General features: G+C 67.9%; 28 protein-coding genes and 2 tRNA genes. 11 read left to right on the top strand and 19 right to left on the bottom strand.

Going from position 1 to position 26,515, the window contains the following annotated elements; genetic code table 11:
- Window position 1: 1 nt before the first annotated feature.
- Window positions 2–1,294 (bottom strand): acyltransferase family protein, encoded by a 1,293-nt coding sequence (locus IM660_RS06665; protein WP_193498580.1) that lies wholly within the window; start codon window positions 1,292–1,294, stop codon window positions 2–4.
- 132 nt (window positions 1,295–1,426) lie between these two features.
- Between IM660_RS06665 and IM660_RS06660 the strand changes: the two genes are divergently transcribed.
- A complete protein-coding gene (locus IM660_RS06660; RefSeq protein WP_246465186.1) occupies window positions 1,427–2,239 on the top strand; it encodes a polysaccharide deacetylase family protein in 813 nt (270 codons plus the stop codon).
- Between the two features lie 218 nt (window positions 2,240–2,457).
- On the opposite strand, the gene IM660_RS06655 is transcribed toward IM660_RS06660, so the two are convergent.
- A complete protein-coding gene (locus tag IM660_RS06655) occupies window positions 2,458–3,861 on the bottom strand; it encodes an MFS transporter (protein ID WP_210769088.1) in 1,404 nt (467 codons plus the stop codon).
- Between the two features lie 106 nt (window positions 3,862–3,967).
- Here IM660_RS06655 and IM660_RS06650 point away from each other — a divergent pair, with 106 nt between their 5' ends.
- The gene (locus tag IM660_RS06650; protein ID WP_193498578.1) at window positions 3,968–4,534 is read left to right on the top strand and encodes a helix-turn-helix domain-containing protein; all 567 of its coding nucleotides are present in this window, start codon (window positions 3,968–3,970) and stop codon (window positions 4,532–4,534) included.
- Here the strand turns inward: IM660_RS06650 and IM660_RS06645 are convergent.
- The 4 genes from IM660_RS06645 to IM660_RS06630 are packed head-to-tail and all read right to left on the bottom strand — an operon-like array spanning window position 4,524 to window position 8,084.
- Window positions 4,524–5,762 carry an ABC transporter permease gene (locus IM660_RS06645; protein ID WP_193498577.1) on the bottom strand — a complete coding sequence of 413 codons (1,239 nt, stop codon included), beginning with the start codon at window positions 5,760–5,762 and terminating at the stop codon, window positions 4,524–4,526. The genes IM660_RS06650 and IM660_RS06645 overlap by 11 nt on opposite strands.
- Complete coding sequence (locus tag IM660_RS06640; RefSeq protein WP_193498576.1) at window positions 5,759–6,448, bottom strand: ABC transporter ATP-binding protein; 690 nt, start codon at window positions 6,446–6,448, stop codon at window positions 5,759–5,761. The genes IM660_RS06645 and IM660_RS06640 overlap by 4 nt, the downstream gene beginning before the upstream one ends.
- The gene (locus IM660_RS06635; protein WP_193498575.1) at window positions 6,445–7,596 is read right to left on the bottom strand and encodes an efflux RND transporter periplasmic adaptor subunit; all 1,152 of its coding nucleotides are present in this window, start codon (window positions 7,594–7,596) and stop codon (window positions 6,445–6,447) included. The genes IM660_RS06640 and IM660_RS06635 overlap by 4 nt, the downstream gene beginning before the upstream one ends.
- Complete coding sequence (locus IM660_RS06630; protein ID WP_193498574.1) at window positions 7,593–8,084, bottom strand: hypothetical protein; 492 nt, start codon at window positions 8,082–8,084, stop codon at window positions 7,593–7,595. Before IM660_RS06630 ends, IM660_RS06635 begins: the two co-directional genes overlap by 4 nt.
- Before the next feature lie 157 nt (window positions 8,085–8,241).
- Between IM660_RS06630 and IM660_RS06625 the strand changes: the two genes are divergently transcribed.
- Window positions 8,242–8,907, top strand: a complete 666-nt coding sequence (locus IM660_RS06625) for a response regulator transcription factor (RefSeq protein ID WP_193498573.1) — start codon at window positions 8,242–8,244, stop codon at window positions 8,905–8,907.
- On the top strand, window positions 8,904–10,094 hold the full coding sequence (locus IM660_RS06620) for a sensor histidine kinase (protein WP_193498572.1): 1,191 nt from the start codon (window positions 8,904–8,906) through the stop codon (window positions 10,092–10,094). The genes IM660_RS06625 and IM660_RS06620 overlap by 4 nt, the downstream gene beginning before the upstream one ends.
- Before the next feature lie 25 nt (window positions 10,095–10,119).
- Here IM660_RS06620 and IM660_RS06615 read toward each other — a convergent pair whose 3' ends face one another.
- Window positions 10,120–11,043 carry a LysR family transcriptional regulator gene (locus IM660_RS06615; RefSeq protein ID WP_159622153.1) on the bottom strand — a complete coding sequence of 308 codons (924 nt, stop codon included), beginning with the start codon at window positions 11,041–11,043 and terminating at the stop codon, window positions 10,120–10,122.
- A gap of 172 nt (window positions 11,044–11,215) precedes the next feature.
- Here IM660_RS06615 and IM660_RS06610 point away from each other — a divergent pair, with 172 nt between their 5' ends.
- On the top strand, window positions 11,216–12,457 hold the full coding sequence (locus tag IM660_RS06610; RefSeq protein ID WP_193498571.1) for a Glu/Leu/Phe/Val dehydrogenase dimerization domain-containing protein: 1,242 nt from the start codon (window positions 11,216–11,218) through the stop codon (window positions 12,455–12,457).
- A 25-nt stretch (window positions 12,458–12,482) separates the two neighbouring features.
- Here the strand turns inward: IM660_RS06610 and IM660_RS06605 are convergent, their stop codons facing one another.
- Complete coding sequence (locus tag IM660_RS06605) at window positions 12,483–13,193, bottom strand: TetR/AcrR family transcriptional regulator (protein WP_193498570.1); 711 nt, start codon at window positions 13,191–13,193, stop codon at window positions 12,483–12,485.
- A 21-nt stretch (window positions 13,194–13,214) separates the two neighbouring features.
- Here IM660_RS06605 and IM660_RS06600 point away from each other — a divergent pair, with 21 nt between their 5' ends.
- Window positions 13,215–14,141, top strand: coding sequence for a CPBP family intramembrane glutamic endopeptidase (locus tag IM660_RS06600; RefSeq protein ID WP_193498569.1), 927 nt, complete (start codon window positions 13,215–13,217; stop codon window positions 14,139–14,141).
- 17 nt (window positions 14,142–14,158) lie between these two features.
- Here IM660_RS06600 and IM660_RS06595 read toward each other — a convergent pair whose 3' ends face one another.
- The gene (locus IM660_RS06595) at window positions 14,159–15,112 is read right to left on the bottom strand and encodes an ATP-grasp domain-containing protein (RefSeq protein ID WP_193498568.1); all 954 of its coding nucleotides are present in this window, start codon (window positions 15,110–15,112) and stop codon (window positions 14,159–14,161) included.
- 61 nt (window positions 15,113–15,173) lie between these two features.
- Entirely contained in the window at window positions 15,174–16,223 is a 1,050-nt protein-coding gene (locus IM660_RS06590) for an aldo/keto reductase (protein WP_193498567.1), read from the bottom strand.
- A 290-nt stretch (window positions 16,224–16,513) separates the two neighbouring features.
- Between IM660_RS06590 and IM660_RS06585 the strand changes: the two genes are divergently transcribed.
- Window positions 16,514–17,500, top strand: a complete 987-nt coding sequence (locus IM660_RS06585; RefSeq protein WP_246465185.1) for a diacylglycerol/lipid kinase family protein — start codon at window positions 16,514–16,516, stop codon at window positions 17,498–17,500.
- Window positions 17,501–17,603: 103 nt separating this feature from the next.
- On the opposite strand, the gene IM660_RS06580 is transcribed toward IM660_RS06585, so the two are convergent.
- A tRNA-Lys gene (locus IM660_RS06580) sits at window positions 17,604–17,676 on the bottom strand.
- 110 nt (window positions 17,677–17,786) lie between these two features.
- Between IM660_RS06580 and IM660_RS06575 the strand changes: the two genes are divergently transcribed.
- Window positions 17,787–18,263 (top strand): peroxiredoxin, encoded by a 477-nt coding sequence (locus tag IM660_RS06575; protein ID WP_193498566.1) that lies wholly within the window; start codon window positions 17,787–17,789, stop codon window positions 18,261–18,263.
- A gap of 36 nt (window positions 18,264–18,299) precedes the next feature.
- On the opposite strand, the gene IM660_RS06570 is transcribed toward IM660_RS06575, so the two are convergent.
- The 6 genes from IM660_RS06570 to IM660_RS06545 form a co-directional block, all read right to left on the bottom strand.
- Entirely contained in the window at window positions 18,300–19,169 is an 870-nt protein-coding gene (locus tag IM660_RS06570) for a MurR/RpiR family transcriptional regulator (RefSeq protein WP_193498565.1), read from the bottom strand.
- A complete protein-coding gene (gene phnE, locus IM660_RS06565; RefSeq protein ID WP_193498564.1) occupies window positions 19,169–20,062 on the bottom strand; it encodes a phosphonate ABC transporter, permease protein PhnE in 894 nt (297 codons plus the stop codon). Before phnE (IM660_RS06565) ends, IM660_RS06570 begins: the two co-directional genes overlap by 1 nt.
- Window positions 20,059–20,877 carry a phosphonate ABC transporter, permease protein PhnE gene (phnE, locus tag IM660_RS06560; protein WP_193498563.1) on the bottom strand — a complete coding sequence of 273 codons (819 nt, stop codon included), beginning with the start codon at window positions 20,875–20,877 and terminating at the stop codon, window positions 20,059–20,061. The genes phnE (IM660_RS06565) and phnE (IM660_RS06560) overlap by 4 nt, the downstream gene beginning before the upstream one ends.
- Window positions 20,874–21,656: a phosphonate ABC transporter ATP-binding protein gene (gene phnC / locus IM660_RS06555; RefSeq protein WP_193498562.1), complete on the bottom strand. Its 783-nt coding sequence runs from the start codon at window positions 21,654–21,656 to the stop codon at window positions 20,874–20,876. The genes phnE (IM660_RS06560) and phnC overlap by 4 nt, the downstream gene beginning before the upstream one ends.
- 72 nt (window positions 21,657–21,728) lie before the next feature.
- The gene (phnD, locus tag IM660_RS06550; protein ID WP_193498561.1) at window positions 21,729–22,763 is read right to left on the bottom strand and encodes a phosphate/phosphite/phosphonate ABC transporter substrate-binding protein; all 1,035 of its coding nucleotides are present in this window, start codon (window positions 22,761–22,763) and stop codon (window positions 21,729–21,731) included.
- Window positions 22,764–22,966: 203 nt separating this feature from the next.
- Window positions 22,967–23,677: an HAD family hydrolase gene (locus tag IM660_RS06545; RefSeq protein WP_193498560.1), complete on the bottom strand. Its 711-nt coding sequence runs from the start codon at window positions 23,675–23,677 to the stop codon at window positions 22,967–22,969.
- An 87-nt stretch (window positions 23,678–23,764) separates the two neighbouring features.
- Here IM660_RS06545 and IM660_RS06540 point away from each other — a divergent pair.
- From IM660_RS06540 to IM660_RS06530, 3 genes are all read left to right on the top strand, one after another.
- Window positions 23,765–23,846, top strand: a tRNA-Leu gene (locus tag IM660_RS06540).
- Window positions 23,847–24,021: 175 nt separating this feature from the next.
- Window positions 24,022–24,561 carry a DUF4916 domain-containing protein gene (locus IM660_RS06535; protein ID WP_159622139.1) on the top strand — a complete coding sequence of 180 codons (540 nt, stop codon included), beginning with the start codon at window positions 24,022–24,024 and terminating at the stop codon, window positions 24,559–24,561.
- A gap of 83 nt (window positions 24,562–24,644) precedes the next feature.
- Window positions 24,645–24,977 carry a DUF3054 domain-containing protein gene (locus IM660_RS06530; RefSeq protein WP_246465184.1) on the top strand — a complete coding sequence of 111 codons (333 nt, stop codon included), beginning with the start codon at window positions 24,645–24,647 and terminating at the stop codon, window positions 24,975–24,977.
- Window positions 24,978–25,005: 28 nt separating this feature from the next.
- On the opposite strand, the gene IM660_RS06525 is transcribed toward IM660_RS06530, so the two are convergent.
- Both IM660_RS06525 and IM660_RS06520 read right to left on the bottom strand, forming a co-directional pair.
- Window positions 25,006–25,521 carry a GNAT family N-acetyltransferase gene (locus IM660_RS06525; RefSeq protein WP_193498559.1) on the bottom strand — a complete coding sequence of 172 codons (516 nt, stop codon included), beginning with the start codon at window positions 25,519–25,521 and terminating at the stop codon, window positions 25,006–25,008.
- A gap of 109 nt (window positions 25,522–25,630) precedes the next feature.
- On the bottom strand, window positions 25,631–26,515 hold the full coding sequence (locus IM660_RS06520) for a carbohydrate ABC transporter permease (protein WP_193498558.1): 885 nt from the start codon (window positions 26,513–26,515) through the stop codon (window positions 25,631–25,633).

Here is a 26,515-nt window from a genome sequence, read left to right as displayed (position 1 = left end):
CTCACAGGTTGCCGATGTCGATCTGGGGCCCCGTCGGCTCCGGCAGGAGCGACCACAACCCCAGCAGTGCGACGCTGACGAGGACGAAGAGCAGGGCACCGGCGCGGCCTCGCGTCCAGCCCGCCCGGAACCGCAACGGATTCTCCACCAGGTGCGTCGATGCCGCGGCCAGCGCCACCGACAGGCCAAGTACCACCACGGTGTGAAGCGTTCCGTCGATGCCCGCACGCTCCGGCGGGAGCAGCACGATCACCGGCCAGTGCCAGAGGTAGAGGCTGTAGGAGATCTGCCCGAGCCAGCGCAGCGGCCGTGCCTCCAGCAACGTGCCGAGCGGGCGAGGCGCCCACCCCGCCTGGGCATGGGCGGCCGCGCACATGCCGATGAGCACGGCGGCTGCCAGGGCGTGCAGGAACAGGCCACCGGTGAACAGCGTGGTCGAGCTCGTCCCGTCGACGAGGAACCACGGAGTCAGCAGTGACGCCACCAGCACGGTCAGCACGGCGCTCACGGCTCGGCCCAGCACCGCCAACAGCGCCTGAAAGCAGCGCTGGAGCGGTTCGGTCGCTGCCGCCGCACCGAGCAGCAACGAGAACGCCCGTGTGTCGGTGCCCGTGTACACACGGGTGGAGTCGGCAGGGTCGTAGAGCAGCACCATCAGGGCGAGGGACGCCGCCGCCAGCACGCCGCACGCGCTCAGGACCGCCCACTGCATCGTCCCCTCGGACCGGCGCCGCACGAGCGTCAGCGCCACGATCAGCAGGATCGGCCACACGAGGTAGAACTGCTCCTCGACGGCGACGCTCCACAGGTGGGAGAAGACGCGCGCCTGCCCGAACGCCTCCCAGTAGCCGGCGTCCTGGGCGAGGAGGTGCCAGTTCGCCAGATTCACCTGCACCCAGAAGCCATCGGCCAGCGTGGTCCGTACGAGGTCGGTCTCGATCGCTGCACCCGCGCGCTCCAGCCCCCACACGGTGAGCGTGACGGCGCCCAGCATCACGGCGAGCGCCGGGAAGAGCCGCCGGAGCCGACGCGCCCAGAATGCGGTCAACGAGATGCTCCCACCACGCATCTCCCGCAGCAGCAGGGAGGTGATGAGGAAACCGGAGAGGACGAAGAACAGGTCGACTCCCAGGAAGCCTCCTCGGAGGTGACCAGTGTGGAAGAGCAGCACCCCGGCAACGGCGATGCCGCGCAACCCGTCGAGTGAGGCGATGTGCGCAGTCCGTGCCGCCCCGGATGGCGGCACCACTGACTGGGCATGACGCTGGGACAGCGGACTGGTCGGACAGGTCATGCCGGTGACCCTTCCGATTCGGAGTCGGCTCCAGGTCACCGGAAGGTCGCATGCAGGTCACAGAAGGAGGTTGCGACACAGCTGCGACATCGCCGCCACGGGACTGCACCACCGGATGGGCACCGTCGAGGCATGACCACGACACAGAACTCCAGTTCCTCCGCCCGCTCACCTCAGGACCGGCGAAGGCCGCGTGGTCGCCTGATAGCCGCGGTGACCACAGTGCTGGTGCTGACCGGTGCCACGGTGACCACCGCCGTCGGGCCCGAAGCCGTGCAGGCCCTCCGTGACATGGTGACCGGCACTCTCTCGTCCGGGTCCGAGCCGGAGCCGATGGGCGCCACCGATCAACAGGCGAGCGATGGTGGCGGGACGAACGAGGTGATCCACCAGGTCGACACCGACGACCGCGTGATCTTCGTGACCATCGACGACGGCCACTACCCCAGCCCACGGGCACTGGACCTGGTCAGAGAGCACCAGATGCCGGTCTCGCTCTTCCTGAACGCCGAACCGGTGCGCCTGCACGCCTCGTACTTCGAGGAGTACGTGGCCCTCGGGAACCGCGTGCACTCGCACACCATGAATCACCCGGACTTGAGGCAACTCGCGCCGGCCGGTCAGGAGGAGGAGATTTGCGGGATGGTGGAGATGCTGCAGGAGAACTTCGACCCCAGTGCGATCGGCTCCCTCCTGCGTGCTCCGTACGGAGCCTCGGACGCGAGCACGGCCGAGGCCGCCGCCGCGTGCGACATCACCACCGTCGTGCACTGGAGCGGTACGGCGGAGGACGGGCACGTCTCGCTCGCGCACGGCGACGAGCTGCTGCCCGGTGACATCATCCTCACCCACTTCACCGACGATCTACCGGCGAACCTCGAGCAGATCCAGCGGATGGCCGACGAAGCAGGCTTGACGATCGCCCGGTTGGAGGATTATCTCTGAGGCCCCTGGGAAATCGGAGAGGGCAGCGCGGAACTCGGCGTGTGTCGAGCTTCCCCCCACCTCCAGAGCACGCGGGAGGTGTGGATGCACCAGGACGAACACGGTGACCGCTGCCACGATCGCGGCAGCGACGACCACCGGCAGCGGCTCGCAGCGGCCGTAGAGCGCTGTGCTCGCGGTCGGTGCGACCACGAAGGTGAGGCCGTTGGTGGCGCCGATCAGCCCAGCCGTGCATCCACAGCGGTGCGAGACACCAGGATGAGAATGCCGCCGCACAGCATCACCACCAGCCACCCGGCGAGCGTGCTGGTGGCAAGATCCTCCGATGCGGACTGAGCGACCAGGCTGCCGCCGAGCGCGACACCGAGTGCAGTCCCGAGCTGCCTCGCCGTCGACGCCGTCCCCCCGGCCACTCCGGCGCGGTCCGGCGGCAGACCGCTGACCGCGGTATTCGTGATCGGGGCGTTGGCCAGCCCGACTCCCACCCCCAGCAGCACATATCCGACCACCAGCAGCGGGACGTTCAATCCCGTGACCCAGACCGACAGCGCGATCAGCAGGCACACTCCGGCCGCCACCACCGCGACGCCCGCACCGAGGAGCGGCAGGCGTGGCCCTACGCGGGCGACGAGGTTGCCCGAGATCGGCGCGAAGACGGTGGCGGCCACCGCCATCGGGAGCGTGAGCGCCCCGGCAGCGAGAGCCGATCGGCCGGAGCCCTCCTGCAAGAGAACGGTGGTCACGAGCAGGGTCAGGCTGAACGCCACGAAGATCGCCACTGCACCGAGCACGGCACCCGTGAAGCTCACCACCCGGAACAGGCTGGGCGCGATCAACGGCTCTCGGCTGCGGGACTCCACCAGGACGAACACGATCGCGACGACCAGCACCAGCACGTAGCCGACGATCACTACGGGCGAGAGCCACCCCAGATGCGGCCCTTCGATGAGTAGTGCGACGAGCCCTCCCAGGAAGAGCACCAGCAGGAGCTGGCCCGGGATGTCGAGCCGCCGCCACCGCGACCCGCGCGACTCCGGGACCACGGCCGCGACCAGGAGTAGTGACACGCCCACCACGGGCAGGTTGATCCAGAACACCGACCGCCAGTCGAATGCCGCGATCAGCGCCCCGCCGGTCACCGGACCTGCCGCCATACTCAGACCGAACACCGCACCCCAGACGCCGATCGCCCGGGCACGTTCGGCCGGATCGCGCATCACGTTGACCACGATCGCCAGGGCGACCGGCGACAGCATCGAGGCACCGGCACCCTGTGCGAGGCGGGCGACGATCAGGAAGCTGAGCGAGGGTGCCACCGCGCACGCCAGGGACGCGAGCCCGAAGACCATCAGGCCGGTACGGAACACCCGCCGCCTACCGAACCGGTCCGCCAGCGCACCGGCCGTGATGAGCAGGCTCGCGAAGACGACGGTGTAGGCGTCGACCACCCATGCCATCCGCCCTGGGTCCGCGCTGACGCCCGCGGCGATCTGCGGTAGCCCGATCGTGACGATCGTCGTGTCAAGCCCGACGAGGAAGAGTGCCAGGGCGCAGACCACCATCACTGTCCACCGTTGCCGCGCGTTCAGCTCGGATGCTTGGTCAACCATGGTCTCGCTCATCCGGATCTCCGCTCTCATGACATGCCACATGCTGTGCCGCTAGTCATCCTGCGGGCAGGACTGAGCGCACGCGGCGGAGGTTTGCAGAATCTGCAAAGATCTCCCCGTGGATGCAGACGTCGCTCAGATCCTCAGCGGTATCGGGCCCCGACTCCGTGAGATTCGCCGGTCACGTGGACTCTCGCTCGAGAACGTCGCCGAGCAGACCAGCACGTCGGTGAGCACACTCTCGCGGCTGGAGACGGGACATCGCCAGCCCACGTTGGAACTGTTGATCCCCCTGGCCCGCATCTATCGAGTGGCGCTGGACCGGATCGTCGACGCTCCCGGCACCGGTGACCCGCGCGTCCATCTGGAGCCCCGTCGTCAGACCCGTGGCGGAGTGATCGTGCCACTGACGCGCTACCCCGGCCGGGTTCAGGTGTTCAAGCACGTGCTAGGGCCACGCAAGCCCCAGTTGACTTCCCACGAGGGCCACGCCTGGCTCTACGTTCTCGCTGGCACCCTGAGGCTGGTGCTGGGCGACGACGAGCACGAGCTCACACCGGGCGAGACGGCCGAGTTCGACGCTTCGGTTCCGCACTGGTTCGGCCCGGCCGGGGACACCGCCGTCGAGATCCTGCATATGTTCGGGCCGAAGGGCGATCGGGCGGTGGCGCGCGTCACGAGTTGAGTGCGGCGGTGGGCGGTGTACGCGCGGCGCGGACGGCGGGGTAGAGACCGGCGATCGCTCCGATGAGGAGGGTCGCACCGACCGCCACGGCGATGGCGGCCGGTGGCAGGGCGAAGGGCCAGCTGTTGATGAGGCCCATCACGCCTGTGGCGGCTGCTCCCAGGAGGCTGCCGAAGATGCCGCCGAGCGCGGACAGCAGGAGCGCTTCGGCGAGGAACTGGATCAGGATGTGGTGGCGGGTCGCGCCCAGGGCACGCCTCAACCCGATCTCGCGACGGCGCTCCAGCACCGAGATGATCATGGTGTTCGCCACCCCGATGCCGCCGACGAGCAGAGCGATCGACCCCAGGCCGAGGAGAAGTCCCGTGAAGGCGTCGTTCGCGGCGCTCTGCGCGGCGAGCGCGTCCGAGGGGCGTGAGACGTCCACATCGCCCGGTGATTGCGGGGAAATCGTGGGCGCGAGAAGGGAACGGACGACCTCAACCGCACCATCGGCAGAGCGTTCGTAGATCACGGTTGGTGAGCCGTCATAGCCAAAGAGACTCTCCGCGGCCCCGGTGCCGATGAGGGCCGCGGTGTTGAGCTCGGGTGCGAGGGCCGAGGGCGCAAGGATCCCGATGACAGTGAAGTACTGCCCGCCGAGCCACACCTGGGTGCCGGGCGTGACCATGCCGAGGCGTGCAGCGGCGGTATCGCCGAGGACGACGGTGGGCAGGCCGGCGGTCGCATCGTTCAACCAGGTCCCCGAGCGAACCTCAGTGGAGGTGACGTCCAGCAGGTCGTGGTCGGCGACCATGGTGGTGATCCCACCGGTGGCGGCCGCGTCCGACAGGGGGCTGCGGTACACGTTCACCGGAAGTGCCGCGGTACTGCTGGCCGACTCGACCCCCTCGATCAGGGTGACCTTCCCAAGAGCGTCTGGGGGCAGGCTCGTCTGCTCGCCGGTGAAGCTGGTACCGGCAGTCGCGGTGAGGAGGTTCGTGCCGAGCTGGGACAGCTGCTCATTCAGGCGGGCCTGGCTCGATGACGAGGTCCCGACGACGGCGATCATCGCCGCGATGCCGATCGCGATGCCGAGGGCGGACAGGACCGCCCGCGTCGGCCGGGTGCGTAGTCCGGTCGTACCGAGGCGAAGGACGTCGCGCAGGAGCAGCCGCGAGCGTTGCGGCGGACCGCTCGTCGTGGGTGTCGGGCTCGTGGGTGTCGTGGGTGTCGTGACGGCACTCATGCGCGGGTCTCCTGGGCGGAGTCGGCGACGACACGCCCGTCCTTGATGGCGATACGACGGGGAAGCCTGGCGGCAAGCTCGCGGTCATGGGTGATGACCACCACGGTGGTGCCCTGGGCGTTCAGCTCGTGCAGCAGTTCGACGATCGACGCTCCGGCCGTGCTGTCGAGGTTCCCGGTGGGTTCGTCCGCCAGCAGCAACGGCGGGTTACCTACGACGGCGCGCGCGATCGCGACCCGCTGGCGCTCGCCTCCGGAGAGCTGATGCGGAACGTGGTGCAGGCGGTGGGCCAGGCCCACCCGCTCGAGTGCAACCTCGGCCTGGCGACGGCGTTCGCCGAGCGGTGCTCCGGTGTAGAGCAACCCATCGGCGACGTTGTAGAGGGAGGTGACTCCCTCGGCGAGGTGGAACTGCTGGAAGACGAAGCCGATCCGGTGGGCCCGCAGTGCCGACAACGCACGGTCGTCGAGGTCTTCGACATTCAGGCCGTCGATATGGGCGCTGCCAGCGGTCGGCCGATCCAGGGTTCCGATCAGGTTGAGCAGGGTGGACTTACCCGACCCACTCGGCCCGACGATGGCGACAAACTCCCCCCGGTGGATCTGCAACGAGACTCCCGCGCAGGCCAGGACCGGGGGGTCGCCGTACGCGCGCTGGACGTTGTCGAGTGTGATGACAGTGCTCATCGTTGCGGGACCACCACTTCTGTTCCCTCGGCGATACCGTCGCCGGTGACCTCCACGCGGCCACCGGCGAACAGGCCGGTCTCGACCGGCGCCTGACGGGTTGAACCGTCGGCGCCGACCACCTCGACTCCGAACTGATCGGGACTGATCGCCAGGAGCGCGCCGACCGGGACCGAGAGGACGTCCTCACGGGACTGGCTCGGGATCTCGACCGTGACCGAGGCCTCCTGGAACGCTGCTGCGGCGTCCGGGTCCTCGAGTGCGATCACGACCGGTATCACCGTCGTCGCTTGACCGGTCGAGCTTTCGGTCTCGGTCGGTGTGCCAACAGAGACGATCGTCCCGGACGTCTCCTCGCCTCCGGGCAGGCGCACCACAACCGCCGTGTCGAGGACCGCGAGCTGCTGGTCCGCCAGACCGAGCTCCACATCGACGATCTGGGTGGTGCCGGACGCCTCGAACAGGTCAGTTCCCGCCGCGACCTGGTCACCGACGTTCGCGGTCAGCGTGCCGATGCGCAGGTCGCCGCCTGCAAAGACGATGGAACCGAACGGCAGTTCCCCGGTGCGTTCGAGCCCGTGGGATTCCTGCCAGTCCATGATCGCCTCGGTGGTCGTCCACCGGAACTGCTCGTCGGGCTCGTCGGTGAAGAAGCCGAGATCGTTCAACGCCTGCTCCAACTGTCGTACATCGGTGCCGTCCTCCATCCCGCCGGCGAACCCCCGCCACGCGGGCGTCTCGCCGCGCAGCAGGAACACGGGTGCATCGTCGATCGAGTACAAGCTCTCACCGCCAGCGACGATGGCCCCCGGGTTGGGCAGCCTGGTCACCGTGCCCGCTAGTCCCGCCTGGACCGCGCGAGATCCGTCGTATCGCAAGGTTCCGGTCGCGTTGGTGCTCTCTTCCAGATCGCCACGCGCGACGAGCTCGGTTGCGAACTGCTGCTGTAGGTCGTCCTGGCCGGAGTCCGCGAACGCGCCGGTAGAGACTGCCCAAGCCCCCGCCCCCGTCGCTCCGAGAAGGACGATTCCGGCGAGGACGCCGAAGACGACCCGGCGTCGTGAACGCTTCTGCGGTGGAAGGGCATCGGTGGAATCGGATGATGAGGTCTCGGCCTCGGGACCGTTCCTGTGCTGGATCGCCGTCACGGCGTGGCTCCCACGGCCTCGTCGGCGACCGCCCCGCACTCCGCGAGCAGATCCTGCCCGGCGTCCATCGGAACGGTCAGCCCCTCGTCAGGCGCTGGGTCAGGGACTTCGAGGCCGTTCTCACGCAGGCACTGCGCCATCGCCAGGTCGAACTCACGTTGGCCCTGCGCCGGTCGAGCGCCACCTTCACCCCCGGGCGGCGTGCCGAGCGCGTCCGAACAGATCTCGGCAGCCTCCATGAACCCCTCGCCCTGTCCGGCGCCGATCTCTACGCCGTCCTCCCCGGGATCCGGCATGTCGACGCCCTGATCGCGCATGCACTCGGCGAACGCGAGCTGATACTCCTCCGCGCTGGAGAACGACGACTGCCCCGAGCCCTCCTCAGTCGTGTCCGGGTCATCGCTGCTGCATCCGGCCAGGCTCGCGCCCGCCAAGAGCAGGGCCGCCACTGTGGTGGCAAAGGTGACGGTTCGGCGTGGTTGACTCATCAGCACTCCTCAAGATCGTGACCGTGGTTTCTCCGACGGCTCCGACCAGTCGATCAAGAGTGGTGTTCTCAAGACGTTCAGGATTTCCTTTATGTCCTCACAACGCCTCGTGTGGTTCGCTGCCGTACAGTCGGCAACACATCAGCGGAGGTATGCGATGCGCGTCTTGATCGCGGAGGACGACCCCTACCTCGCTGACGCCATCCGCACCGGATTGCGACGCGAGACGATCGCCGCGGACGTTGTCCATGACGGCACGCGAGCGCTGGACGCTGTCATTGACGAGAACTACGACATCGTGGTTCTCGACCGCGACCTGCCCGGTGTCCACGGCGACGAGGTCTGCTCTCGCCTCGCCCGCGAACATCCGGAGGTCCGCGTGCTGATGCTCACCGCTGCCGGCACCCTGGACGACCGGGTGGCCGGGTTCGAGCTGGGTGCCGACGACTACCTGCCCAAGCCGTTCGAGTTCCCGGAACTCGTCGTGCGTCTACGCGCCCTGGAACGCCGTAACCAACCGGCCAGTCCGCCGGTCCTCGACGCACACGGCGTCCGGCTGGACCCGTTCCGCCGCGAGGTTTACCGCAGTGGGCGCCTCATCCGTCTGAGCCCGAAGGAGTTCGCCGTCCTGCACACCCTCATGAAGGCCGACGGCGGAGCTCTGGGGGCACAAACTCTGCTCGAGCAGGCCTGGGACGCCAACGCGGATCCGTTCAGCAACACTGTCCGCGTCACCGTCTCAAACCTTCGCAAACGCCTCGGCCGGCCCTGGGTCATCCAGACCGTGCCCGGTGCCGGTTATCGGTTCGGCACTGCCGCATGAGCGCGCAGGAACTGCGATCCGCCTCGCGCAGGCGCAGACTGACGATCCGCGCGCGCCTGTGCGCGAGCTATGCCGGCCTCGTCGCCGTGTGCGGCCTTGTGTTCATCGCACTGCTCTATCTCTACATGCGGTACGTACCGAGCTACGACCTGCAGGTGCGCCAAGCAACCGAAATCGATCCGAGCGCGTCCCCCGACGCCGCCTCCGGCCCCACCGAGCCCACCGGATTCGGGACGGCCCAGCCCCTGGAGATCAGGAGCGCCGACGACTTCCTCGAGAACCTCCTGATCGCCTCGGCGATCGCGCTCGGCATCCTCATCGTCCTGGGGGCCGTGCTCGGGTGGGTGATGGCCGGTCGCATCATCGAGCCGATCGCCGCGATCAACACCGCCGCCAACCGCGCGGCCAACGGCGATCTCGACCACCGCATCCACATGGATGGCCCCCGGGACGAGATCCGCGACCTGTCCGAAACCTTCGATCGCATGCTCGCCTCGCTCGAGCACTCCTTCCAGGCACAACGACGGTTCGCCGCCAACGCCTCCCACGAGCTGCGCAGCCCGCTGACCACCGTCAAGACCATGATCGATGTCACCCTCGCAGACCCGGACGCTGACGCCCGCGAGCTCCGCGCACTGGCCGAACGCATCCGCGACGTCAACCAGTCCCACATCGACACCGTCGAGGCCCTTCTCGACCTCGCCAGTGCGAGTAACGCCCTCCTTGCCCCCGAACCGGTTGACCTCACCCCACTCATCGACGAGGTCATGACAGAGCTCGCCGACGAGATCGAGGCCAAGGACCTCACGGTCGAAGTGGACGACATCGGCGCGAGGACCCTCGGGAGCGCGATCCTGATGCGCCAGGCCATCTCCAACCTGCTGCGCAACTCCGCCCGGCACAACCACGCCGGCGGGAAGATCGCGATCGCCACCTCAACCGACGCCGACCGGACACGTCTCACGATCACCAACACCGGCGCCGTCATCGACGACGACACGCTCGATCAACTCACCGAACCTTTCGCCCGCGGCAACGGCCGCACCGTCACGCGCGGCACCGGCCACGGGCTCGGCCTCGCAATCGTCGCTGCCATCGCCCACGCGCACGAAGGGACGCTGACGCTCGAAGCAAACCCGGGAGGAGGCCTCACTGCACGGCTCGATCTTCCCGCGCCCCGGCTCTGACTCCCCATGTAGCCTGCGCACCCGGTCACGGCGGTGTCGAGCTCGCCGCCAACCCTCGCTCAGCTGCCGCGGCACGCACCGCGTCGATCACCAGCTCCAGGGAGCGCCGGGTGGGAGTGGTGGCCCGGTGGGCAAGGGAGACGGTGCGCAGGACCGGCTCTGTCAGCGCAATGATGTCCACGCCGTCAGGAACGACGTCGAGCACGAGGTCCGAGACCAAGGTGACACCCAGACCGCCAGCTACCATCGCCAGCGCGGTGGACTGCTCTTCGACCTCGTGTGCGATCCGGGGTTCAAATCCGTTGCGGCGGCAGGCGATCCGCACGGCCCGGCCGAAGTGAGAACGGGGCCCAGCGAGCACCCAGGAGGTCTCTGCGAGCGCAGCCAGGGAAATGCTGGTCTCGAGAATCGACCCGGCGGGCACGGCGGCGTGCAGCCGCTCCACCGCGATCACCTCCCGGGCGAGCGCGGGATCCCACGGCATGGCGTAGTCGGAGTAGTCGATGACGAATGAGAAGTCGAGCGAGCCGTCCAGCACGGCTCCGGCGGTGTCCTCGGGAGCCAGCTCCGTGGTGCGTACCTCGATACCGGGGTGTTCCTCGGCGAGCCGGGCCAACGCCGTCGGGAGCAGGCCCGAGGCGACCGATGCCCACACACCTCCTTCGAGCCGCGAGACCACACCGCCCTGAGCGTGTTCGAGCGCCATCTCGGCACGCTCGACCGAATCGAGGATGTCTTCAGCGTGCTCGGTGAGCAACACCCCCAGCTCGGTGAGGCGAATCCGGCGTCCCATCCGTTCGAACAGGGTGGCACCCACCTCACGCTCCAGCTGAGCGAGCTGCTGAGACACCGCCGACGGACTGTAGTGCAGGCTTGCTGCCGCACCGGTCACAGTTCCGCGGCGATGGAGCTCGCGCAGCATCCGTAGGCGGCGTAGAGACAGCTCCATATCGGCCAGAGTACGCGCCGGAGGCCGAACCTGAAGCAGAACTGAACGATTCCGTGCATGAACCGTTGCTAGACGTACGGCCGTGCCGCCCGCACGCTGGAAGCACCAGGTGAGGGACGCCGTCAGGGCTCTCCTCAGGGACCGAGAAGACGACCAGCAGGAGGTGATCGTGATGACGACTCTCGACACACGGTGGCAGAACCCATCCGCCGACGACGGCCGCGCCGGCCAGTCGCTGACAGGCGTCGAGACCCGAACCGAGCCGTACCGGCGGATCCACTGGACCGACCCGGTCACCGGCGCTCACGGTTACCTCGTCATCCAGACCCTCGTCTCCGGCCTGGCTACCGGCGGTACCCGGATGCGCCCGGGATGCACGCTCTCCGAGGTGGAGGACCTGGCCCGCGGCATGGCCGCCAAGACCGCCGTCTTCGGGCTCCCGGTCGGTGGCGCCAAGGGCGGGATCGACTTCGACCCGCAGGACCCACGCGCCACCGGCGTGCTGGAGCGCTTCTTCGCCGATATGAAGCCGTGGCTGGACGCCCACTGGGTGACCGCTGAGGACCTCGGCGTGACCCAGCAGCGCATCGATGACGCGTTCGCCGCCGTCGGACTCGGCCAGTCGTTCCACGCGGCGATCCAGCGCTCGAGCAACCCGGCGGACACTCTCAACCGGGTGCGCGCCGGGCTGGAGATCATGACCGACGACGGGTGCGTCCTCGGTGACGTGATCGGAGGCTACGGCGTGGCGCAGGCCTGCCTCGGCGTCTTCGAGACGCGCGCATGGATGCAACCCGAGGTCGCGATCCAGGGAGTCGGGACGATGGGCGGAGCCGCTGCGTTCTACCTGCACGAGGCTGGCGTGCACGTGGTGGCGATGGCCGATGCGCTCGGCACGCTATACGACCCGAACGGGCTCGACGTGCCCGCTCTGCTCGATCTGCGCGACGACTACGGGACCATCGACCGCAGCCGGGTGCCGCTCACCGTCACCCAGTTGCCCCGCGAGGCAGTCCTGGCGGTGGAGGCCGACATCCTCGTTCCCGCTGCCATCTCCTACGCGATCACACCCGCGAACGTCGACGACGTCGCCGCATCGGTGATCGTCGAGGCCGCGAACACCGGCGTCACCCGGGAGGCGGAGGCCATGCTGGCCGGGCGGGACGTGATGGTGGTCCCGGACATCGTCGCCAACACCGGCGCCGCGGCATGGGCCTGGTGGCTGCTGTTCGGGTGGGTGGGCACCGACCCTGCCGACTCCTTCGACCGGCTCTACACCGAGATGCGCACCAAGGTCGCGCGGCTGCTGGAGGAGTCGATGCGTACAGGAGTCTCACCGCGGGAGACCGCGTGGAGCATCGCTGCGGCCAACCGGGCGGCGATGGACAACATGCCGGACGCCGTCATTCCCTGACCTGAGCACTCCTGACCTGGCACACTCACCCGGCGCGATCCGGCCCGGCTACCTCGCGGTGGCCGGGCCGATCTGTGTCAGCGGATGCCTCATGTGAGTCGGCCTGAGCCGGCAGTCCATGCCCGGACAGCAAAGCTCTGACACCGCGAGCGAACTCGCCCGCGGGGTCCCAGGGCAGGTGAGCCATCCGAGCGGTGAGCGGGGCCGTCGACAGGTCAACATCGAACGGCTCCGGTTCCTGGTCGCGTTCACGATCGCCGATCTCCAGGAACAGGTAGCCGTGCAGGAACACGGTGAGGGCGTAGATCAGGCTCCGGGCTCCTGCGAGGTCCAGTCCGCCGTCCCGGCACGTCTGTAGCAGTGCTTCGTTGAGCGCCACGGACGCGGGCCCTCGTACCGGGGTCGTGGCCAGGATGCGTAGCACCCCAGGATGGGCGAGCAGCGTGTGGCGCGCCTCCACCGCAAACGCGAGCAGCCGATCGGCAGGAGTACCCGCGCCTGCGGCGAGCGACTCCAGATCGATCCTGGCGAGACCACGGTCGGCGAGCCGCTGATGCAGCTCGGCCTTGGAGGAGACGTAGGTGTAGAGAGCATTCGGGGCCACGTCCAGGAACGCGGCGACCGCCCGGATACTCACGCGATCTGGCGCTCCGTTGGCCAGCAGTGCCTCGCCCGCATCCAGCACACGCTCGAGGTCGAGGTCACCGCGAGGGCCTCGGTTGCGGCGGTGTGGCATCGAAGAAGTATAGTCGTCCACATGGAGTCTGTACGGCGTACAAATAGCGACCCGATCCTTCTTCCTTGGCACCGTGCGGGGCCTCTGCCCAGCGAGGCGGCCCGCACGTTCATCCGGTTCGTGATCGTCCTGCTGCTCCTGACCGCAGCAGCGATGGCCCCGATCTGGTTCGGTGGCGCCAGCACCGATCTGCTCGGCCCGCTCACACCCATCCTGCAGTGGCTCCCGCTGGTGGTGATGCTCGGGGTGCACCTGATCACCCGGCGTGGCACGTCGTTCCTACGTCAGTCCGCCATCACACCGTTGCGACCGTTTGCCCCGATCGGGCGGGCCGGCCTGCTGGTGATCGTGGTGCTGGTGCTGGTGCCGGCGATCACGATCGCCGTCTCGGTCGGCGTCGGAGCGGAGGAACTCACGATTGCCGACGGCGCAGCCTCAACCGCCGCTCTGATCCTCCCGCTCGTCGTGGTCACCACGGTCATGACCATCGGCGAGGAGGTGGCCTGGCGCGGCTACCTCACCACGCTTCTGGCACCGTGGGGATTCTGGCGAGCGAGCACGGCGATAGCGGTGGTGTGGTCGCTGTGGCACCTCCCGCTGACCGCGACCTATCTCGCGGACGGCACCATCCCGGGCCGTGAAGTGCTGGCCACGACCGTGAACCTCTTCCTCGCCGCGTTCGTCCTCAGTGCAGTGCGGTATCTGTCGCACTCGGTGTGGCCGGCCGTGCTCGGGCATGCGCTCCTGAACACGGTGCTGGTGTACGCCTACGCAAACCTCATCATCCCCACCGCCGAACTCGACGACGGCGCGTACTGGTTGCACCACGCCGTCAGCTGGGTCGTATGGGCCGCCGCAATCACCGTGACCGTCGCGCTGGTACGGCGGGCTCGCCGGGGCACCGACTCGACCGACGGGGCCGCTGTGGACAACGAGACCGGCGCCTGACCAGGCGAGAGCGTGGGTCAGGCGAGGTCAATATTGTTCGAGTCCGGACCCATCCGGATCTCCGCGGCGAGCGAGTCGGCGAAGCGGGCCATCGCGTCGCGACCCAGGGAGCAGTGCAGGGCGGGATCGATGAGTTCGAGCTCCATCACCACCGGGGTGCGTCCGGAAGGAATGAGGTCCACCCGGGCGTAGGGCAGCGGCCGGCTGGAGATGCTCCGGCCAGGGATCCGGGCACGGGCGAAGGCGAGGGCTCGCTGCGCCGCCTCGATCTCCGCGTGGGTGGCCTTGTAGGCCTCCATCTCCTCCACCTGGAAGGCATTCGGGTCGTCGATGCCGGTCAGCATGGCGTCCTTGCGCATCGCGTGCGAGAAGGTTCCGTGGAAGAACACCAGCGCAATCTCACCGTGTGAGTCCACCTCCGGCATGTACCGCTGCACCATCACACTATGGCCCGCCTCGATCAGGTTCTTCGCGTGCTCGATCGCGTACCGGCGGGAGTTCGCATCGGTGGCCGTGTACCGGCCCGCACCTTCCGAACCTGCTGCCACGGCGGGCTTGATCACGAAGTCCTCACGCGCCGGGAACCGGTTATGCAGGCCACGCTTGTCATAGCCGGCCTCCGGCTCCAGCCAGGTGGTCTGGACGACGGGCAGCCCGTGGTCCTCCAGCGCCTGCAGGTAGTGCTTGTCGATGTTCCAGCGCACCACGTTCGGCGGGTTCACCAGGCGCGGCACGGAACCGGCCCACGAGAGGAACTTCTTGCGCTGGGAGGTGTAGTCCCATACCGAGCGCAGCACCACCAGGTCGTACACGGACCAGTCCACCTCAGGGTCGTCCCACACGAGGACATCGGCAGAGACCTCACGTTCGGCGAGCGCCTCGATCAACGGGGCATCCTCAGGATGCAGATCGGGCAGTGCGGAACAGGTCACGAGGGCGAGCCGTGCACCGGCGTCGGGTGAGGTGGTCACGATGAAACCGTACTAAACCTCGACCGGACGCCGGTGCCACTCGCCCGCTGAGTCGAGGCGCTCAGCGACCGCCCTCGATCTTGCGATGCCGCTGGTTGACCCCGGGCACACCGTAGGGGTAGTCCTCCGTCTCGGGCGCACTGGCCTCAGTGAGGCGCGTGAGATCGTCGTCGGTCAGGTGCAGCTGCACGGCACCGAGATTGTCACGGAGCTGGTCAAGAGACCGCGCTCCGAGGATCACCGACGTGACGCCGGGCTGGGCACTGAGCCATGCGAGCGCCACCTGCGACCGGCTCGAGCCGTGAGCCTCAGCGATGTCCGTGACTGCGTCCAGAATCCGCCAGGTGCGCTCGCTGTCGTTGCGCTTGCGCCACGCCTCCATCCCCCGCTCCGGGTTCTCACCGAGACGGGTTGCGCCGGTCGGGGGGACGTCACGCTGGTACTTCCCACTGAGCCAGCCGCCCCCCAGCGGAGACCAGGGCAGCAGGCCGATCCCGGCGTCGAGTGAGGCGGGCACGATCTCGTGCTCGATGCCGCGCACGAGCAGGCTGTACTGCGGCTGCAGAGTCGCCGGGAGGGCCCAGCCATGCCGCTCAGCGAGGTGCACGGCCTTCGTGAGCTGCCAGCCGGTGAAGTTCGAGAACCCGTAGTACCCGATCTTGCCGGCGGAGACGGCGTCATCGAGGAAACGCAACGTCTCCTCCAGCGGCGTCAGGGCGTCCCATGCATGCAGCTGGTACAGGTCGATATGGTCCACACCCAGGCGACGCAGCGAATCGTCCAGTGCAGTGCGCAGGTGACGGCGCGAGGTACCCAGGTCGTTCGGACCAGCACCCATGGGGAACCTGCCCTTGGTGGCGATCACCACCTGCTGCGCTTGCGTGGGGTGGGCCGCGAGCCACCGTCCGATGATCTGCTCGCTGACGCCCTGACTGTAGACGTCGGCGGTGTCGAGGAAGTTGCCCCCGGCCTCGAGGTAGGCATCGATGAGGGCGTGCGAGGTCTCCTCGTCGGCCTCCTTGCCGAAGGTCATCGTCCCCAGCGCTTGTTCGAAGACGACAGCTCCGCTGCGGCCGAGGTTTCGGTAGGGAGAGGTGCCGGTGGCTGTCATGTGGAGGATCTCCTCGGGGTGCTCGGCGGTGAGGGCGCACTCGATCGGCGACGTCCGGTGACCCGAAAGGTGTCGACCGGCTCCCGCCGGCGCCGATCCTCACGATAGGACCGCAGGCGGTCACGGGTCCACCAGGACCTGCCCACGCTCCAATGGTCGTAATGACGAGGTTCGACTTCCCGGTCTCCCCTGGGCGTGATGGGATCATGATCACGACAACGTCGGTCCCGTGCCAGGCGAGCAGGCCCGCCAGAGCGGCACAGGTCGAGTCCCCGAGGGGTGGTGTGCGCGTGCCAGGACAGAACTCCGAGGAGGACCTGCCTAGCGAGAAGCGCCGGGCCGTGCTGGTCGTCAATCCCTTGAAGGTGGACGTGGCACGGTTACGGTCGGCGGTCGCCGTCGAGGAGCAGGCGGGGCGATGGTGTCCCTCGGTGTGGCTCGAGACTTCCGCCGACGATCCCGGGCACGACGTCGCGCGCGCCGCGCTGAAACATGCCCCGACGGTCGTGATCGTGGTCGGCGGTGACGGCACCCTCCGCTCCGTCACCGAGGTCTTGCACTCGAGCGGGACACCGATCGCAGTCGTACCCACCGGAACAGGAAACCTGTTGGCCCGCAACCTCGGCCTCATGGGCAGCATCGAGACGTCTGTGCACGCGGCGTTCACCGGCTCGGCACACGCGATCGACGTCGGCGTCGCCCGGCTCACGCACCCGGACGGCCGGGTGAGCACGCACATGTTCCTCGTGATGACCGGCGTGGGCCTCGACGCGCGGATGGCGAACGACACCAACAGCAGTCTGAAGAAGCGGATCGGCTGGCTTGCCTACACGGAGCCGATCAGCCGGTCGGTGCTCGGCAACGAACAGTTCGAGATGCACTATCAGGTGGGCAGCGCCGCCGAGCGCACAGTCCTTGCACACACCGTGATCGTCGGCAACTGCGGCACACTCCCGGCCGGCATCCTCCTGCTTCCGGACGCCGAACCCGACGACGGGTTGCTCGACGTCATCCTGCTGCGCCCCAAAGGGTTCTGGCAGTGGCTCCGCGTGGCAGCCCGGCTCGGGATCGGCGGGATGCTCCACCGCACGGAAGGTGGACGCGTCGTCCTGCGCGCGGCACCCGACCTGCGCGCCATGCAGTATGTGCGCGATCGCACGTTCACGGCCCGGTTCGACGATGCGCAGCACATCCAGCTCGACGGAGACAGCTTCGGTCTGGTCTCCGCCGTGAGCATCTCGCTCCTACCGGGCGCCCTCCTCGTCCGGCGTCCCTAGCGACGCGATCACAAGGCGGGCCGGCGGACGCTGACCGGGTGCACTCACGGCCTCGTGGGAACGACGACGGCCCGCCAGCGTGGTGCTGACGGGCCGTCTGGGGTACACCCCCCGGGACTCGAACCCGGAACCCAGTGATTAAGAGTCACTTGCTCTGCCAATTGAGCTAGAGGTGCGAGCGCGTCATCGATAATAGCAGGGCTCGCACCGCCGATGCGAACCGGGAACACCGGCAGTGACGCACGCCACGTAGGGTGGAGCCGCACCCTAACCACGGAGGTCATCCATGCCGCGACTCGAGCCGGGCCAGGCCGCGCCCGACTTCACCTTGCCCACCGCCGACGGCAGTTCGTTCTCTCTCGCCGAGGCACGAGAATCCGCCGAGAACGGCGTGATCGTGTACTTCTACCCCGCCGCCAGTACGCCGGGCTGCACCACGCAGGCGTGCGATTTCCGCGACTCGCTCGCGTCGTTGACCGCGGCCGGCTATTCCGTCGTGGGCGTCTCACCGGACCCGGTCGAGAAGCTCAAGAAGTTCACCGATGACGAGTCCTTGACCTTCCCGTTGGTCAGTGACGTCGAGCACACCGCACTCGATCCCTACGGGGCGTGGGGTGAGAAGAAGAACTACGGACGAACCTATGTCGGCGCGATCCGTTCGACCGTCGTCGTCGGCAAAGACGGAACCGTCACCGAGGCTCAGTACAACGTGCGCGCCAAGGGCCACGTCGCCAAGCTCCGTCGCGATCTCGGCATCGACTGACCAGTCCTGTAGGTCGAGGCAGCGGGACTAGTCCTGTCAGGGCGGGTCCTGCAGGAACACCTCGCCGATCACGTCCAGCATCCGCGCCTGCGCGAGCCGGGCGCTCTCCGGGTCTGCCTGGATGAGCGCCCGGATCAGAGCATTGACCATGATCGTCTGGCTCAGGCGCGTGGTCCGGGTGATCTCGTCGCGGAACGAGGAAGCACCCAGCCCCGAGACGAAGCTCACCGTGGCGATCTCCGTCAACGGTGAGCCCGTGAACGCGGTGAACGCGATCAGCCCCGCCCCGGCATCTCTGGCAGCCCGCGCCGCCTGGACCGTGGGCCGGGTGCTCCCGGTCCCGCTGACCACGATGCACAGGTCCTGGGGGCCGAGAAGCCGAGCTCGCACTCCCTGTGCGACATGATCCATCGGCGCATCAGCACTGCGGCCGATCGCGTTGAGACGCATCGCGGCTTCCATCGCCACCGGGGCAGACAGCCCATTCCCGATCACGAGCACCGATTGAGCAGCGAGCAGCAGCTCCACACCTCGAAGAACATCGTCACCGTTCAGCAGCAGAGCGAGGTCGTCGGCTGCCCGGGCCACGTCCCGCACCACTGCCCGCACCACGCCGGCAGCGTCCTTGGGCTCTGTCTCGTTGACAGCGCGGGTGCTCAGGCCGACGTCCCGGGCCAGCAGGACCCGGAGCTGCGGGTAGCCGGAGAATCCCAGGTGCTGGGCTGTTCGCACCACCGTTGCCCGCGAGGTGTCCGCGGCATCTGCCACCTCCTGAGCGGAGGCTTCGATCGTCCACTCGGGGCGATCGATGAACACCTGGGCCACGCGCTGTTCGCTCGGGTGCAGGCCTGCGACGCCAGCGCGGATCAGCGCCGGGACACTCCCCGGCTCCGGATTGCCGTTCATCACACCGCGACCCGCTCACGTAGGTGTTTCGCCGCCGCGGGCGCACCCGGTCCGGCGATGATGCGCTGCCGGACCTTCGCTGAGATCTGGTCCACGATCACGGTGACGACGATGATCACCACCAGCGTGATCCCGATCCGCCCCCACTCACGGGCGTTGAAGAGCTGGTCGAGGATCGAGCCGATACCTCCGGCACCGACGATGCCGAGGATCGCGCCGGCGCGGATATTGATCTCGAACCGGTAGAGCCAGAAGGCGACGATCTCCGGCAGCACCTGCGGGACGACAGCCCAGCGCAGTTGCTGCAGCTTCGACGCACCAGCCGCATCGAGCGCCTCCAAGGGGCCCCGGTCGATACCCTCGATCGCCTCGCTCGAGAGCTTGCCGAGTGTCCCCACCGATCCGACTCCCAGGGCCATCGCACCCGCGAGCGGACCCAGCCCGAACACCGGGATCATGAACACCAGCGCGAGCACGATCTCCGGAACCGCACGAATGATGTTGAGCACCTGCCGCGTGATGATGACCACGACGCGCGGTGCCGTGTTGCTCGCAGCGAGGAAGGAGACCGGGAAGGAGAGCACGGCACCGATGAGCGTGCCGATCCAGGCCATCTGCAGCGACTCGACCATGAGGGCCAGGCTCTTGGTCCAGTACTCGCTCCACGGCATCGTGAACGGGTTCTCGATCACGCCCTGACCCATGAGGGCGACATACCGGGGAGCCTCGGTGAAGATGTTGCCGAACCGGGACCAGTCGGCATTCACCTGCCAGATCGCGAAAAGCACGATCGCGGCGCTCACCAGCAGCCAGACCGTGCTGCGCACCTTCGAGGGTGGGCGCGGGCGGGCGAGGGATGCCTGCGTGGCCGGAGGAGTCTCGCGCGCGCTCATGTCAGCCTCCGTCGCACGGCCCGGGATGCCTGATCGAGGATGAACACCACGACGACGAGCGCGTAGACCACGGCCGCCAGGTCCTCGTGCTGGAGCCGGGATACCAGGATGTTGATCACCACACCGAGACCGCCGGCACCGACCATTCCGAGCACGGCCGAGGCGCGGATGTTGATCTCGAAGACATAGAAGCAGTACGAGAGGTAGTTGGGCGCCACCTGCGGCAGCACGGCGTACCGGCCACGCTGGAACCGGCTACCACCGGCCGCTTCGACTGCCTCGATCGGACCGCGATCGACAGCGTCGATGCTCTCGGACGTCAGCTTCGCGACGATGCCGATGTTGAACATGATCAGCGCGAGCACGCCTGCGAGAGGTCCGTTCACCACGAACGCCACGAACAGCAGACCCCACGCCAGGTCCGGCAATGACCGCAGCACCGAGAGTACGAGCTTGGTGATCCGGTACACCGGCGTGTTGGGTGCTGAGACCTTGGAGGCAAGCATCGCGCAGAACAGCGCGATCAGGCACCCCACCAGCGTGGCGATGATCGCGATGTAGAGGGTCTCCAGGAACCCCTCACGGACTGCCGGCCGGGTCAGGATGGCCCAGTTGGGGTCGAAGTACCGGGCGATGATCTCCCGGCCGCGGTTCACGTCCTCCCACAGGGGCCGGAGCGTGAACTCGATTCCGATGGCAGCGTAGACGCTGATCGCTGCGAAGACGAGCAGCCCGACGATCGTGCCGATCGACGGTGGCGGTTTGACCGGCCGGTCCGCGGGCGGCGGCCTGTCGCTGGCAACGGGTGCGTTCACGTCACCGGCCCCGCCTTCTTCTCGACCACATCCTCGGCGGTGAGGGAGCGTCCGTAGATGGACTCGAAGACCGCGTCATCGGCTTCAGCGCCAGTCCCGTCGAAGACCACCTTCCCAGCGCGCATGCCAATGATGCGGTCACCGTAGCGACGGGCCAGGTCCAGGAAGTGCAGATTCACCACGGTGGTGATACCGAGCTCGCGGTTGATGCGCTGCAGGTCCCGCATCACGGCGTCTGCAGTGGGTGGGTCGAGCGAGGCGACAGGTTCATCGGCGAGCATCACCCGTGGCTGCTGCGCGAGCCCGCGGGCGATCGCGACGCGCTGCTGCTGACCGCCGGAGAGCTGAGAGGCGCGTACGTAGGCCTTCTCCAGGATGCCCACACGTTCCAGGGCATCGAAGGCGATCTCCTTGTCCGCGGCGGAGAACCACCCGAACACCGATCGCAGGAAACCTGCCGAGTGCAACCGGCCGGTGAGCACGTTGTTCATCACCGTCGTCCGGTTCACCAGGTTGAACGACTGGAAGATCATCCCGACCTGGGAGCGCAGCCGACGCAGCTGTCTCCGGTTGGCGGCCGCCACGGGCGCCCCGTCCACCAACAGCTCACCACCGGTGGCCGGCACGATGCCGTTGATGGTGCGCACCAGCGTGGACTTCCCGGCACCGGAAAGTCCGACCACCACGACGAACTGCCCGTCCGGGATGGTGAGGTCGACGCCGTCGAGAGCCTTGGTGCCGTTCGGGTAGGTGACGGACACGTCGCGGAACTCAATCATGTGATTCCTTCTCACGCGTCGGCGCGGGCGGGGTGCATGCACACCCCACCCGCGCCGAGAGCTAGCTGGCGGTCACAGGCCGGCGAAGTTCGCCTCGACCTGCCGGGCGGCGTCGAGAGCGTCCAGGTCGGCCTCCACGAGTCCCTCGATCGAGTACACCTCGTCGAAGGCGGTAGCCCCTTCCTCGGTCTCGATCACAGCGACCATCGCATCGGCGATGCGCTGCTGCAGGTCCTCGGAAAGGTCACCGGCAACGGCGACACCGTCGTTCGGGATCTCGTCGGAGTAGGCGAAGACCGTCACCTCTTCACCGATCTGCGGGTTCTCCTCCACCACGTTGTCACGGGCGTCATCGAAGCTGACGCCCACTGCGTAGTCACCGCTGGCCACGTTGATGATCGAGTTCGGGTGACCGCCCGCGAACAGCGTGTTGAGCGCCAGCGGGTCCAGGCCCGCGACCCGCTCGAGCTGGGTCGCCGGGTAGTAGTAGCCGGATGCGGAGGACTCGTCGACCATCGAGATCTGCGTGTCCTGCTCGATGAGGGCCAGGGCGTCCTCGCCGGCCGGGCCGGTCTCCGCTTCGTCGGTGCCGTTGCAGAAGGTGTAGATCGCGCCGTCCTCCTGCTCGACCTCCACGACCTCGTCCAGGCAGTAGGTGTCCGGATCGTTGGTGAACCACTGGGTGTGGTAGGTCGACGTGCCGTAGCGCACCGACTGCAGCACGATCTGGGCACCGGCCTGGTCGGCAGCCTGAACCAGGGCGATCGGCCCGAACATGCCAATGTGGGCCTGACCGGTCTGCATCGCGGTCACCAGGCCTGCGTAGCTGTCGGTCACGGTGGTCGTCACGGGGATGCCGAGCTCGGCTTCGATCAAGGCGCCGAGCTGGTCGGCGTCCTCCACCAGCGCATCCATGTCCTGGGACGGCACCAGGCCGAGCACCAGCTCCTCGGGGTCGGCCATGTCCTCTCCGGTCTCGTCACCGGCATCCTCGCCGCCGGTCTCCTCGGCGGTCGTCTCATCATCGGCCGGCTCCTCGCTCGCACATGCCGTCAGAGCAAGCGCAGCCACGGCGCCGATCGCCGCGAATCGCATCGCACGCTTCATCTTTCACCCTCGTGAGGTCAGGGTGCCGATCGGCACCATCGGTTGCCCCCGCAACGTCATTACGTCAGCCGCGGGTGCGGTGAACACGAGTTGCACGCTACTGAGGCAAAGACGAACGCGCTAGGGATACAGGGTTGCAGTCCGGTAAACACTCACGGAACGATCGAGACTTTCCCGGCGAGTCGGTCCCTGCGGCACTTCGTTCAGGACGCTGCTTCGTCCGCCCCGAGGTGCTCGCGAGCCCACGATGCGATCGCCGGCGCCAGTTCCTCGAATGTGGGCGCTGCGGCGGTGCACGGCCCGTCTCCCCGCCCGAACCTGTCGATGAAGAATCCTGCCGAGCCACGTCGCACGGCCGGCTCCACGTCGTTGATCCACACATCGCCCACGCTCGCGAGCCGGCCCGGGTCGGTGAGACTGGCAGCGAGTTCCTCAAGGATCCCGGGCATGGCCGCCGGCTTTCCGGCATCCGGCCACAGTCTGTCGATCAGCAACCCGAGTCCCTGCCGTTCGATCCAGCTCTGCGCACCCACCGCTGGCGCGTTCGTGACCAGCACCACCTGCACCCCGAGGTGACGCACCTGCGTGAGGAGCTCCGCCACGCCGTCGGGCGGGTTGGTCTCGCCTTCCCCTTCATCGAGCCGGCGGCGGGAGGCGAGGTAGCCCTCGCCGAGCACGGAACTCGGGACGCCGGCTGCGGTGGCCAGCGTCGCGACGGCATGATAGCCGTCCGGGGCATCGGGTATGTCACGCACCCCGGCGAAGAACTCCCGGGTGTGGTCCACGAGGCCACGGGCCGCATCGTGGCGGCGCTGGATCTCCTCGGCGTAGAAGAGCACCGGATCGTCACCGATGCACAGAGTCCCGTCGAAGTCGAGCACGAGGACGGCGGAGGGTCGGGGTGCGAGCGTCACGGCACCCAGGCTAAAGGGTCGCCCAGGCGCGTCCGCACCGTGGGGGTGCACGAGGGCACCCGGCCACGGTCTACGCTAGGACCACGCGCGCGAGTGGCGTAACTGGCAGCCGCGCAGGATTTAGGTTCCTGTGCCTTCGGGCGTGCGGGTTCGAGTCCCGCCTCGCGCACTGTGACGAAGGAACCCTGCCCGAGCGGGACGAGGAGGAGCGAAGCGACGGCCCCGCCTCGCGCACTGTGACGAAGGAACCGATTGCTGTGGAAACCGACCGCCCGGGTTCTGGTGCGTGAGATCCTGGCACCAGCACAGTTCATCGAGAGTTCATCGACGGGGTACGGCACGTAATGAGCGAGACTGCGATCGAGACCGGCGACGGTTGGTTCGAACCCGACGAGCTGGCGGCAGTTCGCCGCCGGTTGCCCATCTTGTATGTCGACGTGGTCCCCGTGCGGGTCGACCCGGACGGTGTGATCCAGCAGATCGGGTTGCTCCTTCGCACCCCGCGCGACGGTGGCATCTCCCGCGCCCTCGTCTCCGGCCGGGTGATGCACCACGAGTTGATCCGCGACGCACTTGCCCGTCACCTCGACAAGGACCTCGGCCCGATGGCACTCCCCCGGCTGCCGGTCACACTCACGCCGTTCACCGTTGCCGAGTACTTTCCCACCCCAGGAATCACCGCGTACCACGATCCGCGCCAGCACGCCGTCGCGCTGGCCTACATCGTCCCTGTGGACGGCGACTGCAGCCCCCAGCAGGATGCTCTCGACATCGGCTGGTTCACGCCGGAGGAGGCTGTCTCCCCGATGGTGCAGGCAGACATGGTGGACGGGCACGGGGCCCTGGTGCGCACGGCACTCGCGACTGTTGGGCGGCTGGTCTGAGCGACAACACCCACCCGCTGGCGCCCGCTCCGTCACGATCGACCGCTCGTCACTGGCGGGCTATCGCCAGTGACGTACTGGCGGTGCTGATTTTCGTGGTTGCCGGGCGCGGCACCCACCACGACGCCGGGGTACTGCTGGGAACGCTCGGAACAGCATGGCCGTTCTTGGCCGCTCTCGTCGCGGGCTGGCTCGTGTCCCGGGCATGGCGCCACCCGCATCTGGTGTGGCCGACGGGCGTGCTGGTCTGGCTCATCACAGCAGCCGGCGGACTCGCGCTGCGCGGACTCACCGGAGGTGGTCTCTCCGGCGCCTTCCCCCTGGTTGCTCTCGTGACCCTGGGGGCCCTGCTGCTGGGGTGGCGGGCCGCCGTCGTGCTCTGGCGCCAGGTGCGCAGCTACACGAGGGTGGCTTGAGTGCCGATTCTCGCGCCCCGAACGACACTCAGGCCACCGTCGCGCGGTGCAGCAGGCAGATGAGCTCACCGTGCTCGTCACGCTCAACGCGTTGCGGACGGAACCCGACACGATCCAACGCCCGCAGCGAGCCGACGTTCCATGGGCGCACGGTCGCCCACACCTGCTCGAATCCCGCTCGATACGCCTCTGCGACCACCGCCATGGCAGCAGCCGTCCCAAAGCCACGCCGCTGGTCCTGATGGCGAATCTCGAATCCAATTTCTGGATGCGGCTCAGTACGCCCTATCAACAGTCCTGCGGTACCGATCATCGATCCATCCGGCCGCCGGACGGCATACCACGCGACGCCGTGCTCGGTACGTCGCACCCTGCGGCGGTCCAGCCACTGCCTCGTCTCCTCGGCATCACGGACGGGACCACTACCGATCGTGTGGGTCCGCGGATCTGAGAAGATCGCATGGAGCTCCGCGTGGTCGGCCGGCTCGAGGAGGCGGAGCGTCAACTCACCGGCCGCCAGCACCTCAGCCATCTCGGGAACCATGGAGCAACCCTAGAACCACCGCGCAGCTGGTAACACAGGCACGAGGGTGGCTTGAGTGTCACGAATCAGCCGGTGGATTTCCGACACTCAAGCCACCCTCGCGGGCGGACTACTTGATCGCACCCATCGAGAGGCCACGCACGAGCTGCTTCTGCGCCACCCACCCGGCGATCAGCACCGGCAAGGACGCCAGCAGGCTCGCGGCGGAGAGGCGAGCCAGGAAGAGGCCCTCACTGGTCATCGTGGAGGTGATGAAGATCGGCACCGTCGCCGCCCGGGCCGCCGTCAGATTCAGTGCGAAGAAGAACTCGTTCCAGGCGAAGATCACGCAGATCAGGGCCGTCGCAGCCAGGCCGGGCGCCACCATCGGGATGAGCACCGCGCGTAGCGTGCGCATGAGCCCAGCACCGTCCATGGACGCCGCCTCCAGCACCTCACCCGGGATCTCCTGGAAGAAGGAGCGCATCATCCACACCGCGATCGGCAGGTTCATGGCCGTGTACAGCACCACCAGGGTCCAGATGGTGTCCAGGACGTGCAGCCGCCCCGCGATCACGTAGATCGGCACGATCACGGCCACCACCGGCAGCATCTTGGTGGACATGAAGAAGAACAGCACGTCCTGCGTCTTCTTCACCGGTCGGATCGCCAGCGCATATGAGGCCGGCACTGCCAGCGCGATCACGAGCAACGTGGACACGCCCGTGGCGATCAGGGAGTTCGCGAAGTACACCCCCGCCCCGCCCTCGATCACGGCCCGGAACTGATCCAACGTGGGCGTGAAGAACCAGGTCGGCGGGTTCGAGGCCGCCTCGGCTTCCTGTTTGAACGCCGTCATGGCCATCCATGCGACCGGGAAGAAGAACGCGATCGCGATCACCCAGGTGAGCGCGGTCAGCAAACCGCCGCGCACGCCCTCACCACGGTCACGGCGAGTAGGTCGGACCCCGCCAGGGGCACCGGAACTACGGATCTCAGGGGACGTCGTCGTCAT

The organism is Ruania alkalisoli, from assembly GCF_014960965.1.
GTDB lineage: Bacteria > Actinomycetota > Actinomycetes > Actinomycetales > Beutenbergiaceae > Ruania > Ruania alkalisoli.
This window is presented reverse-complemented; position numbering and strand designations above follow the sequence as displayed.